Source organism: Trichloromonas sp. (assembly GCF_041583255.1).
Lineage (GTDB): Bacteria > Desulfobacterota > Desulfuromonadia > Desulfuromonadales > Trichloromonadaceae > Trichloromonas.
In genome coordinates, this window is the sequence record NZ_JBFHGD010000078.1 from 1 (window position 1) to 13,689 (window position 13,689).

The following is a 13,689-nucleotide window of genomic DNA, read 5'->3' on the forward strand; positions in this document are numbered from 1 at the left end:
ACGAGCCGACCACCGGCCTTGACCCCCAGTCCCGCCACCAGGTCTGGCAGCGCCTCGAAGAACTCAAGGCGACCGGGCTGACCATCCTGCTGACCAGCCACTACATGGAAGAGGCGGCCCGCCTCTGCGACCGCCTGCTGATCATGGACCACGGCAAGGTGCTGGTCGAAGGGGCGCCGACGGAGCTGATTGAGCGTTATGTCGGCCGGGAGGTCATCGAGGTGTGCGCGCCGGGCCCCGCCATGCTCGACTTTCTCAGGGAGAAAGAGATCGAGTACGAAGCGGTCGCCCAGCGACTGCTGATCTACAACCCGAGCGGCAGCGAACTCTTCGCCCGGCTGAACCGGGAGCTCTCCTGCGCCGGCTGCAGCCTGCGCCAGGCGACCCTCGAAGACGTCTTTCTGCGCCTGACCGGCCGGGAGCTGCGGGAATGAGGCGCGCGCGGATGGGGATTTCGTCCCGCTGCCTGCGGGTCTGGCAGCGCAATTTCGCGGTCTACCGCAAGACCTGGAAGATCAGCTTTCTGCCGCCGCTGCTCGAGCCGCTCTTCTACCTGCTGGCCTTCGGCGTCGGCCTCGGCGTGCTGGTCAAGGGGGTCAGCTACCGCGGCGAGGTGGTCTCCTACCTGGCCTTCATCGCCCCGGCGCTGCTTTCGGTGGCGATCATGTACAACGCCTTCTTCGAAACCACCTACAACTCCTTCGTGCGGATGTATTATCAGAAGACCTTCGACGCCATGCTCGCCACCCCCCTGAACATCGAAGAAGTGATTACCGGCGAGATCCTCTGGGCGGCGACCAAGTCGCTCATCGCCCTCTCGCTGATGCTGGTGGTGGTCAGCCTGTTCGGCTTGGTCAGCTTCCCGCACGGGCTGCTGCTCTTTCCCCTGGCCCTGCTCGGCGGGCTGGCCTTTGCCGCCATCGGTATGATCTTCACCGCCGTGGTGCCGACCATCGAGGTCTTCAACCTGCCGATCTTCCTCTTCATCACCCCGATGTTCCTGTTCAGCGGCACCTTTTTTCCCCTCGACACCCTGCCCGGATGGGCCCAGGGGGTGGCCCAAATCCTGCCGCTGACCCACCTGGTCGCCCTGGCCAGGGCTCTGTGTATGGGGCAGCTTTATCCGGGGATGTGCTGGCACCTGGCCTACCTGCTGGTCTTCTGTTCCATCGGCATCCCCCTGGCGCTGCGCCTGATGCACCGGCGGCTGATCAAGTAGGTGGAGGATCCAACTTTTTGACGCAGGGAACAGAGACCTCTATACTGGAGAGGACACCTGGGGAGCAGGTTGAAAAAAGACCACTTTGGGCAACGCGGTGGCAATAGATTGATAAATTTTATGACTGAGTATCAGCGGCAGTATCAACTTCTCTTTGAAACCATGGCCCAGGGAGTTTTTACCCAGCAGGCGGATGGAACCCTCCTCGATGTGAACCCTGCGGCCCTGGCAATGTTCGGGCTGGACAAAGAGCAGTTTCTCGGGCGCACCTCCTTTGCTCCGGCCTGGAAAGTTGTCAGGGAGGACGGTACCGACCTGCCCACGGAGCAGCACCCCTCGATGCTGGCCCTGCGCACCGGGCGGCCGGTCAAGGATGTCGTCGCCGGCATCTTCAACCCCCGCCGGCAAGACTTCGTGTGGCTGGTGATCAACGCCATCCCGCTCGTCAAAGAAGGCGAGAGCGAACCCTACCAGGTTCTGGTGACCCTCCACGACATCACCGAACGCAAACGGGCCGAGTCGGCGCTGCAGGAAAGAGAAGCCCGGTTGTGGCTCTTTATCGAGCACGCCCCTGCCGCGCTGGCGATGTTCGATCGCGAGATGCGCTACCTGTGCGCGTCTCGCCGCTGGTTGAGCGACTATGCCATGGATCAACAGGATCTGGTCGGCAGGTCCCATTACGACGTCTTCCCGGAAATCCCGAAGGAGTGGCGCGAGGCCCATCGCCGGGGGTTGGCCGGGGAGGTTGTGCGGGCGGAGGAGGACCGGTTTGAGCGGCTTGACGGTTCGGTTCAGCGGCTCCTGTGGGAAATTCACCCCTGGCGCGATGGCGCCGGCGAGATCGGGGGGATCGTCATTTTCACCGAGGATATCACCGACCGCAAGCGGTCTGATGAGGCGCTGCGGGAGAGTGCGCGGAGGCTGGCCAGGGCGCAGGAGATCGCCCACCTGGGCAGCTGGGAGCTGGACCTGCTCAAGAACGAACTGGCCTGGTCGGATGAAGTCTACCGGATTTTCGGTTTGCAACCGCAGGAGTTTGCGGCTTCTTACGAGGCCTTCCTCGAAGCGGTGCACCCGGAGGACCGTGCTGCCGTGGATGAAGCCTACCAGGGTTCGCTGCGCGAGGGGCGGGACAGTTACGAAATCGAGCATCGGATCGTCAGGAACGCGACGGGCGAAATCCGCAACGTTCATGAGAAATGCGAGCATATCAGAAATCAGGCCGGCACGGTCATCCGTTCTGTGGGCATGGTTCACGATATCACCGAACGCAAGCAGGCCGAAGCGGCTCTGCGGCAGGCCAAGGCGTCGGCCGAAGCGGCCAGCCGGGCCAAGGACCAGTTTCTCGCCAACATGAGCCACGAACTGCGCACCCCGATGACCGGCCTGCTTGGCCGGCTCGACCTCGCCCTCCACGGGGAGCTGTCCGAGCCGCAGCGGGGGCATCTGCAGGCGGTGAGCAAGTCAGCCCAGGCGCTGCTGCGGATTCTTAACGATATCCTCGATTTTTCCAAGATCGAGGCCGGTATGCTCACCCTGCTCGAAGAGCCGTTTAATCTCCATGACATGGTGCGGGGGGTGCTGGAGCTGTTCGAGCCCGAAGCTCAGCGCAAGGGGCTTGATCTGGTGGTGGACATTGCTCCCGGCACCCCTCGGGTGGTGCAAGGGGATAATGGGCGGGTGCGGCAGATCCTGGTCAACCTGGTCGGCAACGCCGTGAAATTCACGGGGCAGGGGCAGGTAGCCGTCCGGGTGGTCGCCGGGGATCTGACCGCTGACGGGCGGCGGAATCTTGCCTTCACCGTGGCCGACACCGGGATCGGGATTTCCGAAGAGAAGCAGCAAGACCTCTTCCAGCCCTTCATCCAGGGGGATGCCTCCCATACCCGCCGTTACGGCGGGACCGGCCTCGGCCTTTCGATCAGCCAGGAGGTGGCCGTACAGATGGGCGGGGCCATCACTTTTACCAGCGAACCCGGCCAGGGAGCCACCTTCGTCCTTGCCCTGCCGCTGCGGGAATCCGCCGCGGATGTTCCTCAAGCTGCCCCGGCGGAGGGTGCCGCCCCGCTTCCGGCCCCGGCGGATGCGGGCAGTCCACGCCTGCTGGTGGCGGAAGACGACCCGACCATTCGCAGTCTGCTCGGAATCATGCTTCGCCAGGGCGGCATCGAATTCGACACCGCCTGCAATGGCGAGGAGGCGGTCGGGATGTGGGAGCAAGGAACATATGACCTGATCCTGATGGATATGCAGATGCCGCTGATGGACGGATTTGAAGCCACCCGCGCCATCCGGGAGCAGGAAGCGGCGCGAGGCGGTCATGTCCCCATCGTCGCCCTTACCGCCCACGCCTACCAGACCGACCAGCAGAAATGTCTTAATGCCGGGATGGATGCCTACCTGGCCAAACCGTTCAACTTCAAGAATCTCTTTGCCGTGATCGGGGAGTGGCTCGGCGCTTGAGTGGCCGGGTGACCCCGTTCAGTCCTGCAAATTTTCAGAAATCCTTCCCGCGGTCTTTCCGTAATTCTCAAGGTGTTAACTTTTCAGGCGAATCCCCTGCTTTGGCCGCATTTGCATGCCGCTCGCGATTTTTTTCGGCCAAGGCGCATCGATTGACTTTTGGTGAAAGTGAATTAATTTATATATATATGTGGGGGGGCATGAGAAGTGGCCGCGGGTAGTGCGACCGGCTCTTGTGACGTTTTTTCCCCTTTATATCGAGGAACACGGCGGTGTTCGTGCCGTTCGTCTATAAAATATAATGAATTCAGAAAAAGTTGCTCGCTTCTGGATCATCGGTCCGCAGGATCTTGCCAATTCTCTGCTGGCTCGTTTTATCACCGATCACTTTGACAGCGGCGTTGAATTCGGCCAAAGCCTTCTGCAGGTCGGCAACGCCCGGTCTTCATCGCAACGGCCGGTGGTTATGTTTGATTGCCGCTCCGCGGAGCGGCGCACTCTAGTTGAAACCCTGTGCAGCGAGCTGCATACGCGGCTGCCGATTCCCCTGACCCTGCTGGTGCACCTCCCCCGGGCTCTGGGCATCGAACGTGAGGCTTTGCAGGCCGGGGTGCGCGGATTCGTTTACGAAAACGATGGCAGCGCGGTTCTGCTGCGTGCCGTGCAAACCATCCTCTCCGGTGACATCTGGAGCTCACGCAGATTCATGGTTGATTGTCTGCTGGCGGCGGGCCACCAGGCTGCGCCGGCGCTGAATCACTCTTCAGTACATCTCACCGGCCGGGAAATCGAGGTCCTCTCCCTGCTCGCCCAGGGCAAAAGCAATCAAGCCATTTCGCAGGGCCTCTACATCAGCCAGCATACCGTCAAAACCCACCTCTACAAGATTTACCGCAAGATCAACGTCTCCAATCGCACTCATGCGGTCCGTTGGGCCCTGAAGCACCTGTAATCCCCTCTGTATTAAAGGCACCGCTCCCCGTGTCCGCATCTCATACTTTCGCCTGATCCCAGTGCAACAATTAGGAAAAATTATACGATGATCGACCGATTTTGGTTGAGCATTTGTCGGGTACTTTTATTGCCTGCGACACTTTTTGATAACGCTAATGGAGAAATTCTTTGAATCTGAATGCGACGACAACGCCATTGACGGATGCGGTTCTGATTCCGGCGGCCGGCCTGGGGAGCCGGCTCTGGCCACAGGGCTGTGCCAAGGAGCTCTTCCCGCTGGGGTTTTCCCCGAGGCCGGGCAGTGCAGGCGAGGTTCGGCCGAAGGCGGTCAGCGAATACTCCCTGGAGCGGGCCAGGCTGGCCGGGGTGAAGCATGCGTTTGTTGTTATCGGTGCCCACAAGCCTGAACTGGTTCGCTATTTCGGCAGCGGCGAAGAATTTGGCATGCACATCGCCTACCTCTACCAGGCTGCGCCCACCGGTTTGGCCTCTGCCATAGATGTGGCCACCCCCTGGGTTGCCGGAGCGAGGATTCTGCTTGGGCTGCCGGATACCGTTATTTTTCCTGTCGACGCCCACCGCAGCATCCGCCGCCGCCTGATAACCGGATGTCTGGACCTGGTGCTGGGGGTTTTCCCAACGGACCGCCCGGAGTGGCTCGGACCCGTTCGCCTGGATAAAGCCGGGCGCATCCTCGAAGTTCAGGACAAGCCTCTCCACACCGATCTGTGCAATACCTGGGGCACTGCCTGCTGGGGGCCGGCATTTACCGAGCTGTTGCATGTCGGGTTGGCACGTGCCCGGCGAAACGGGCTTCCCGAACCGCCTCTCGGCTATTTCTTTCAGCAGGCGGTTGTTGCCGGGCTGAAGGTAGAAGGAGAGTCTTTCCCCGAGGGGATTTTTATCGACATCGGTACCGCCGAGGGACTGACGGCTGCGCGCCGGATGCTGGAGCCGACCTTCGGGCAAGTCGAGAAAACTGCCTGCCCGGAGGTTCAGGGAGCCTGGCCTGCGCTGGACACTGTTCCCATGAGGGCAGCTCTTTATGACTAATTCCGCAATTCCCGCAGCAAACCGGGCGGCGGCGGTGCGACCGCTGTTGGCCGCTATCACCGATCGCTGCCCCATTGCCTGCGGGCATTGCGGTCTGGCAGAGAAAAACAGCGCCGATTTTCCGGCCCCGCAGGTGATCCTGAGGCGACTCGAAGGGGCCCTGCGATATGGTTTCAATCATCTTGTTTTTACCGGGGGCGAACCCTTTGCCGACCTCGACCTGCTGCGACAGGCCCTGCAGTGCTGCCAGCGCGGCCGGGTGACGGCCGGGGTTTTTACCAATGCTTTCTGGGCGGAGAGTGAGGCGCAGGCCCGCCGTGTGCTGGACTCCCTCCCTGGGCTGAGCCACCTTTGGGTCAGTGTCGACCGGCACCACCTGAACTACGTGCCGCTGCAGAAGGTCCGCTGGGCCATTGAGGCCGCCCGCTCCTGTCACCTTCAGGATGTCTGCCTGGTGGTCTCGGCCGGAACAGTGCAGGAGCGCCTGGATATGAAGGATCTGCTTCGGCAGCACGGCCTTGGTGAACGGGTCTTTTTCAACCCGATCATCCCCGCCCCGTTTATGCCTTCGACGGTGGACCTGGAGTCCTGGAAGATCGGCGGCCTGGGCCCCGAAAGCCCCCTCGGGCCATGCCGCATCAATACCCCCCTGGTCTTTCTCGACGGCACCCTGGCCATGTGCCATATCGGTAAAACCTTCAGCGCCGCCGGGGACCACGGCGCCCCTTACCGACTGGGGAATGTCGATGCCGAGGGGTGGGAGATCCTCATGGCGCGGGCGCTGGCCAATCCCCTGTACCTCTTTTTATCCCGGCACGGCCCCTGGGGACTGCTCGAACTGCTGGCGCCGAGCCCGTCGCGTGAGCGCCTGGCCGCGGCAGAGGTTACTTGCGCCTGCCACCTGTGTATCTGCCTGCTGGCTGATCGCGAATTCAGGGACGAAGTGCTGACCGTGCTGAATTCTCCGGGGTGGCGCGCACTTTTGGAAATCAGCAGATACCTGCCCCGCGAAGGGGCGCGACCGCAAACTGATCTCGGTGCCTGTCCAGGGTGAACAGGCCTTCAATGGAGGAATAAATGACAGAAAAAATGGATCTGATGGAACGCGTCATCGTCGGTGTCGTCATGGATGACAAATTCAGGGAATGGGCGTTGGGAAGCCCCAAGAGCGTTCAGGAAATTTTCGGCATTTCCGATAAACAGGCCGAAACCCTCAAGCAACTCAATGAAATCGACCCGGCCCAAATCCGCAAGCTGGGCAGGTCAGTCAAGGATCCCAAGGCCTTTGCTGCCGGCATCGCGGCGAGCGCCGATCTGATCAAGGATATTGGTGTCGCTGCTTCATACTATTGATTTTTAGAATCTGAAACTCACCTGAATCAACGATTGGCCGGTTCACCCTGGCCAGGCACCGAGAGGCCTGAAAGATGTCGATTTGCCTGATTCCCAGTTTTGTTTTTCTTGATAACCTGCCACAACCCGACCAGCGCTGCCTGGGGCCCTATATTCCCCTCGGGCTGCTTGCCCTCTCCGCCGTGCTGCAGGAGGCCCGGATCGAGCACCGGGTGCTCGACCTGCTGAGCCTTCCCGGTGCGGGGGAGCCGCGGGGGCTGGACCGCTTTGTCACAGAAACGGCGGCGCACCTGGTCGAGCTCGAGTACGATATCTACGGGTTTTCCACCGCGTCGCGCAGCCTTCCTGAAGTGTTGCGCATCTGCGAGTATCTCAAGGCCCGCAAACCGCAGGTCCTGATCCTGCTCGGCGGTCCCCATGCCTCCATTGTGGCGGGGGAAATCCTTGCCCATTTTCCCTTTGTCGACGCGGTCATCCGCGGCGAGGGGGAGATCGCGCTGCCCCGGTTCCTCGCCGTGGCGCAGCAGCGAGGGGGCTGGGACGAAGTGCCCAACCTCAGCTTCCGTCGAGGCGAGGAAATCGTCGAAAATTCGCACATGGCCAAGCCCGCCGATTTGGATCGGCTGCCGGTTCCGGCCTATGGGAACTATCCGCTGTCGCCGCAGAATCTGACCCCAGTCGATGTCGGCCGCGGCTGTCCCTTCCCCTGCACCTACTGCTCAACCAGCCTGTTCTGGGAACGCAAGCCCCGCACCAAGAGCCCGCAGCGGGTACTGCAGGAGCTGGTTCACCTGCAGGAGGATTTTGGCTGCCGTGAGTTTATCTTCGATCTGGACACCTTCACCTTTGACCCCGGCTACGTCCGCCAGGTCTGTGCCGGGATCATCGAGCAGGGGCTGGAGATTTCCTGGGAATGTTACGCCCGGGTACAGGGGCTCGGCGAAGACTTGCTGGAGTTGATGCGGCGGGCGGGGTGTGCGCGCATTCTGTTCGGGATCGAAACGACCTCGCCGCGGCTGCAGAAAGCGATCCGCAAGCAATGCTCCCCGGAGGCGCTGGAGCGCACCCTCTCTGCGGCCGTTGCCTGCGGCATCCAGGTTACGGCAGGGTTTATTATCGGTTTTCCCGAGGAAACGGAAGAAGACATCGACCAGACCCTGGCCTTTGTTCGCAAGCTGGTCGCCATGGGGATCTACGATTATCGTATCAACCGCCTGCGTTGCTATCCCGGCACCGAAATGTTCGCCGGAAGCCAGGAGCAACTCGAACTGCGCCCCGATTACCGGTTCTTTCTTGGCGGCCTCGAAACGGGCCACATCGAGGCGGCGGCGCACAAACAACTCTTTCCCGATGCCTATTGGGTCACTAATCGCCACTACAGCGGGGACTATTTCGATTTCATCCACGGCCTGTTGTTGAACTACCCGCAGACCGCTCTGCAACTGACGGACTGCGCAGGGGGCAGCGCCGCCCTGTTTCAGACCTGGCAGGCGCTTCCGGCCGATAACCGCGGTGATTTTTTCGGTCGCCTCAAGGCGCTGGTTACTGCCTGCGGGGGGGAGGGGGCCAGCCTGTTGCGGCTGGAGCACGAAGCCAGACGGGCGCAGGAGCGGTTTCACTGCGAAGAGATCCGCGCATATTCGCAAGGATTGCGGTCGAGCTCTGCGGCGCCGGCTTTAGGGGACCCCTGGCTGCGCACTGTGCAATGGCTGAGTCTGCCGCGAGAAGGGGTGCTGCGCCTGCTGCCGCAGCTGGCCGTGCCGGTCGGCGATGCGCTTCCCGAGGGGGATCCACTGACTTTGATGTTCTATCCCCGGCGGGCGGAGCGGCGCCTGGGCGCGAGTTCTCTGGGGATCCTGCCTCTTGCGGAGGAAGAAGCGGAATTTTTTCGGGAGCTCAAAAGCGCGACCACCATTCAGCGGCGGATTGCGGCTTTTTTCTGCCGCGGCCTCGGCGATCCGGCCCGCCGGATCCGGCAGCTCGAGCGGGTCATGGCGCTGGCCGGACACCTGGTTGACCAGGGGGTTCTGGCTTCCTGGATTCCGGAGGATGACAGGGGCGGCGAAGCCTGCGGGCAGGTCGTGGAGGAGCAGGCCTCATGAAATACCTGAGCATCCACGTGACCGAACGATGCAACCAGCGCTGCCGTTTCTGCGTGGTCAGCGCACCCGACCACCGGGGGGACGAGAGTCTCGAAACGATCGGAGCGTTTCTCGATGCGAACCGGGGCCAGGGCTACCAGGGGGTCAATCTCCACGGTGGCGAGCCGACCCTGCACCCCGAATTTGACGCCATCATCGACCGAATCCGGTCGGCCGGCTTCGGCGAGATTACCCTGCAGACCAACGGCTGCCGGCTGGGCGACCGGGAGTTCGCCCGGCGCCTGATTGACCGGGGAGTGAAGCTGTTCATCGTTTCGCTGCACGAAGGCGATCCCGTTGCCAATGACCGTCTGGCCGGTTCTCCGGGGGCCCATCGGCGCCTGTCGGCGGGAATCCGCAACGTGCTGGAGCTGGGGGGCAGGGTGCAAACCAACACGGTGCTGACCCGCGCCAGTTACCAGCGCCTTGGTGAGATCATTGAATGCGGCTGGCGGCTCGGAGTGCGCCACTTCAACATCTCCAATATTCACCCGGCCGGCTATGCTCTGCGCAATTTTCAGGAGTTTGTACCCCGTTGCCGGGAGCAGGCCCCCCTCGTCCGCGAGGCCGTGGAGCGCTTTGCCCCCCGTGGCGCCGTTTTGACCCTCGAAGGGTTCCCCTACTGTACCCTGCCGGGACTTGAGCGCTATCACAAACGGCAGCAGCAGCGGGATATCCGGATGTTGTTCCGCGCCTGGGTGTTCGACGACTATGAGCAGTTCATGGACCGCACCTGCAAAATGATGGGTGAACCCTGCCTGAACTGCGGTCAAGCACCTCGCTGCGGCGGGGTATACAAGGAATATCTCGAGTTTTGCGGCTGGGACGAATTCGGCTCGCAGCCTGAGTCGGCTGTCAGGGAGGTCGGCCAATGACGATCCGGGTGATGTTCGTCGCATCGAGCGTTTTTGCTCTGGGCGAGGCGATTATCGCCCAGAGCTTTGCCCGGAGGCTCGACCCCGCCGCCTTCAGCTGCAGCTTCGTCATTTCACAGAACGCGGCCAGGCTCTTCGAGGGCGGCGATTATCCCTACCTGATCCTGATCGGGGCGCAGCCCTTGCTCAACAAGGTTCTGCTCGGAGAGTTCGTGCGGGTCAACCAACCCGATGTCATCGTTCTGGCCGACTACTATACCCTGGCCCACAGTCGCGCCTGCTACGGCCTCGACATCGAAACACTGCGGCAGTACGAGCGCCCGCTGATCAGCTTCGATATCTACGAATGGGAGAGTTCGGATTTCCGGGTCGACTTTTTCGACGGGCGGGTCAAGGAGATGTCGCGGGGGATCAGTGAACTCCCCGTGCATCTGCGCCCCTGCCCGTTGAACCGTCCCGGCGCCGGCTCCGAGAAATATTTCCCCTACAGCCTTTTCGACCCGGCCGCCTACCGGGCTCCCGCTCCACGCCGCGATCTGCGTGCCCGGCACGGTTTCGCCCAAGGAGAAAAAGTTGTTTTTATGGCGACCGCCGGCTGGCAGAGCTGGCTCTACCAGAACAACCCTGACCGTCGCTTCGGCGATTGTCTTCCCGAATTGTACCAGCTGATTCTCGATGGGCTGGGCTGCGACCTGACCCTGCTCCACGTCGGTCCGGAACCGCTCTGCTTCTCCAGCCCGAGGCTCAACTATCGGCATCTCGACTTTGCCTCGCCGGCCCTGTTCGATGATCTGCTGGCCCTTTCGGATCTCTGCCTGACCAACAACGTCATCGCCACCACCCTGACCAAGGCTGTTCACTTCGGGGTTCCGGCGGCCATGCTGGGCAACAGTCACAGTATCGAGAGCGCCGAGGGGATTGAGGCGTTCAGTGCCTTTACCCTCAGCGACGAGGTGCGTGCCCTGGCGCGACGGGCCGGGCGGGTCTTTCCTTACCGGATGGCGCCGCTCGGCTGGCATCGTTTTGTGTCCCGGCTGCTGCGGGACAACGCCTACCTGGAGACCTTTGCCGACCTGGAAATCCTCGACGTCGAAGGGTGCCGGCAGACCCTGGTCGAACTGCTGGCGGAAAGCCCCGCCCGGCAGGCGATGGAGGCACGCCAGGCAGGGTACCTGTCCGGTCTGAAGGACCTGCGGGCGCCCGGCGAGGTCATGCGCGGGGTGATGGAGGTCTGCGCATGATGCGGATTCTGGCCGTTTGCGGCGCCCCCTTCACCTATGGCGAGCTCGGCCTGCTGTTCAGCTTTGCCGATGAACTTCCGGCCGGCCAGGCCGAAATGGTTTATCTCACCGGGGTCAATCATCACCCGTTGCTGCGCCGCGGGCGCCGCCGCGGGTTGTTTCTGGAACCGGGCGAGCGGCAAGGGAATGAGCGCAAGGTTGCCCGGTTTCTGGCCCGTTATCAACCCGACCTGATCCTGGTTCCTGATTTTCTGTCTCTCTGGTACACCGGGTTCCTGTACGGACTTTCCCTGGCGTTCTGGCGGTCCCTCGAGGTGCCGGTGGTCAGCTTTGATTCTCACGGCTGGTGCGAAGCCGGTTATCGCATGGACATCGCCGGACAATCCGTTGATCTGATCGAGGCGGATCCCGGGGCGAGCGAGGCGGCAGTCGATTGGTTTGCCGAAACCATCCCGGTCTGTCCCTTCCAGCTCCCCAGTGCCGCCGACGGTAATCGGCTGGCCCTGCCCCTGTTCAAAAACGGTCCGGTCAGCGTCGCCGAAAAGACTCACTGGCGAAGTGCCGCCGGCTGCAATCACGACCAGAAGCTGGTTTTTCTGGTCGGGTTGTTCGATCACCGCCAGTCGGTCTGCCGGGAGACTCTCCCTTTGTGGGCCAGGGCCTTTGGCGACGGCGAGCGAATGGTTCAGGCGGGACGGGGTATTGCCGCGATGGCTGCAAGGGTGCAGGCAAGCCTTGCGGAACTGCTGCGTTTACTGGGGGATGGCATCCGGATCGTCACCGTGGCGCACATGACCGCTGATGCTGCAGCGCAGTGGCAGGACCTTCCGGTGGCCTCCCTGCCGCCGCTCGATGAGGCACGCTACGACGCCCTGCTTGGCTCGGCCGACCTGGTCTTGTCGCTCAACGGCATCTCGGGAAGTCTGGTCAAGGCGGCCCGGGCCGGGGTGCCGGCCCTCGCCCTGGGCCAGGGGCTCCCTGCCGCAAAGCTCAGAGCCTTTTTCCCGGCGGCCGGCGACGAAGAACTGTATCGCTGGCGCTATTTTCCGGTCGGGATGCACGATTATTACACCCCGTTGCTGGCGGCCGATCCGTTGGGCGGGAGCTGTCTGTACGGCGAAATTTTCGAAACCCGCCAAAGCGCTGAGACCCTGCGGGGGCTTCTGTACGATTCTCTTGTGCGAGGCAGGCTTGGCGAGCGGCAGGCCGCCCTGAGCCGACAGATGGATCAACTGTCATCTCCCCGCGTGGTGCTGGACATTCTGCAGTCCCGCTGGGGAAGGGAGGCTGTGGCATGGAGCTGAAAGAGCTGATCTCCTTCGAGCGGGTGGTGCCGCCGCTGATGCGGATGCTTCCCGACATCTATGCCCAGCATCTGGCGCGCTACTGTTTCGCCCTGTCGTACTGCGCCAATCGGCGGGTGCTCGACGCCGCCTGCGGCACCGGTTACGGTACGGCTCTACTGGGTCACGTGGCGTCGCGGGTGGTCGGTGTCGACAAGTCTCCCTCGGCCCTCGACTTTGCCCGCCGCTACCATCACTTTTTCGGTGACCATGAACTGGTCCTGCTCGATCTGGAACGCGGGGAATTCGCCGAAACCTTCGATGTTGTGGTGAGCTTCGAAACTCTGGAGCACCTTGAGGATACTGAGCCCTTTCTACGGCAGGTGGCCGCCATGGGGGCCACCCTGGTCTGCTCTATTCCCCGGCAGCTTGAGTTGGCTCACCATGTGCGAACCTACGACTTCGACGACTGCCGAAACCTGCTCAGGGGGCGGTTTGCCGCGACCTGGTACGGCCAGTGCGGGACCAATATTCTGTCGGACTTCGATCCCGAGACCGTGGACGGATTTGTTGCCGTTGCCCGGTCGGCGGGGTGGGACGAGGAACGATGAGGGTTCTGTTTTCGCCACTGAGCATCCTGCACTCCCATGTGAGCCGATGCCTGGCGACTGCCGAGGCGCTGATCGGACAGGGGCACCAGGCGGCTTTTGTGGCCGGCGTGCAGGGAAGGGCGCTGATCGAGATGGCCGGGTTTCACTGTTACCCGGGTTGCGATCCCCCCTTCGCCGCGGTGGTGGCGGCCGGGGCGCCTCGCGCCTATCGGCAGATGTTTGAGCAGCTGGCCCCGGAGGTGACGCCGGTCCGGTTTTGTTTTGGAGACCACCTGGCGGCGGAACTGGCGGCCATCGACGCCTTCGATCCTGACTTGCTGGTGACCGACAACAGCCTCGCCGGCCCGCTGGCGGCACAGCTTCGCGGCCTGCGGCGGGCGGAGATCCGCAACCTGGCCGGTCTCGCCAGCCACCGTGAAGAGCGGGCAGGGGCGTCGGCGGAATCTGCGCCCGATCTGGCGAAAATTTTTTATCGCCTGCTGCTGCAGGCGACCGC

General features: G+C 62.4%; 12 protein-coding genes and 1 pseudogene. All 13 read left to right on the forward strand.

Features of this window, described 5'->3' with window-relative positions:
* Positions 1 to 434: pseudogene (locus ABYV89_RS08085) on the forward strand (ABC transporter ATP-binding protein); the annotation flags it as partial.
* Positions 431 to 1,219 (forward strand): ABC transporter permease, encoded by a 789-nt coding sequence (locus tag ABYV89_RS08090; protein WP_432822441.1) that lies wholly within the window; start codon positions 431 to 433, stop codon positions 1,217 to 1,219. The pseudogene ABYV89_RS08085 and the gene ABYV89_RS08090, both read left to right, overlap by 4 nt.
* A gap of 120 nt (positions 1,220 to 1,339) precedes the next feature.
* Entirely contained in the window at positions 1,340 to 3,682 is a 2,343-nt protein-coding gene (locus tag ABYV89_RS08095) for a PAS domain S-box protein (RefSeq protein WP_432822442.1), read from the forward strand.
* 301 nt (positions 3,683 to 3,983) lie between these two features.
* A complete protein-coding gene (locus ABYV89_RS08100) occupies positions 3,984 to 4,634 on the forward strand; it encodes a response regulator transcription factor (protein ID WP_432822443.1) in 651 nt (216 codons plus the stop codon).
* Between the two features lie 170 nt (positions 4,635 to 4,804).
* Positions 4,805 to 5,689: a sugar phosphate nucleotidyltransferase gene (locus ABYV89_RS08105; RefSeq protein WP_432822444.1), complete on the forward strand. Its 885-nt coding sequence runs from the start codon at positions 4,805 to 4,807 to the stop codon at positions 5,687 to 5,689.
* On the forward strand, positions 5,682 to 6,743 hold the full coding sequence (locus tag ABYV89_RS08110; RefSeq protein WP_432822445.1) for a radical SAM protein: 1,062 nt from the start codon (positions 5,682 to 5,684) through the stop codon (positions 6,741 to 6,743). Before ABYV89_RS08105 ends, ABYV89_RS08110 begins: the two co-directional genes overlap by 8 nt.
* A 23-nt stretch (positions 6,744 to 6,766) precedes the next feature.
* Complete coding sequence (locus tag ABYV89_RS08115) at positions 6,767 to 7,042, forward strand: hypothetical protein (RefSeq protein WP_432822446.1); 276 nt, start codon at positions 6,767 to 6,769, stop codon at positions 7,040 to 7,042.
* A gap of 74 nt (positions 7,043 to 7,116) precedes the next feature.
* The gene (locus ABYV89_RS08120) at positions 7,117 to 9,144 is read left to right on the forward strand and encodes a B12-binding domain-containing radical SAM protein (protein WP_432822447.1); all 2,028 of its coding nucleotides are present in this window, start codon (positions 7,117 to 7,119) and stop codon (positions 9,142 to 9,144) included.
* A complete protein-coding gene (locus tag ABYV89_RS08125) occupies positions 9,141 to 10,058 on the forward strand; it encodes a radical SAM protein (RefSeq protein WP_432822448.1) in 918 nt (305 codons plus the stop codon). Before ABYV89_RS08120 ends, ABYV89_RS08125 begins: the two co-directional genes overlap by 4 nt.
* A complete protein-coding gene (locus tag ABYV89_RS08130; protein ID WP_432822449.1) occupies positions 10,055 to 11,299 on the forward strand; it encodes a DUF6365 family protein in 1,245 nt (414 codons plus the stop codon). Before ABYV89_RS08125 ends, ABYV89_RS08130 begins: the two co-directional genes overlap by 4 nt.
* Positions 11,296 to 12,603 carry a DUF6365 family protein gene (locus tag ABYV89_RS08135; RefSeq protein WP_432822450.1) on the forward strand — a complete coding sequence of 436 codons (1,308 nt, stop codon included), beginning with the start codon at positions 11,296 to 11,298 and terminating at the stop codon, positions 12,601 to 12,603. Before ABYV89_RS08130 ends, ABYV89_RS08135 begins: the two co-directional genes overlap by 4 nt.
* On the forward strand, positions 12,594 to 13,193 hold the full coding sequence (locus ABYV89_RS08140; protein ID WP_432822451.1) for a class I SAM-dependent methyltransferase: 600 nt from the start codon (positions 12,594 to 12,596) through the stop codon (positions 13,191 to 13,193). Before ABYV89_RS08135 ends, ABYV89_RS08140 begins: the two co-directional genes overlap by 10 nt.
* Positions 13,190 to 13,689, forward strand: a 500-nt coding sequence (locus ABYV89_RS08145) for a hypothetical protein (RefSeq protein WP_432822452.1), incomplete at its 3' end; no start/stop codon positions are given. The genes ABYV89_RS08140 and ABYV89_RS08145, both read left to right, overlap by 4 nt.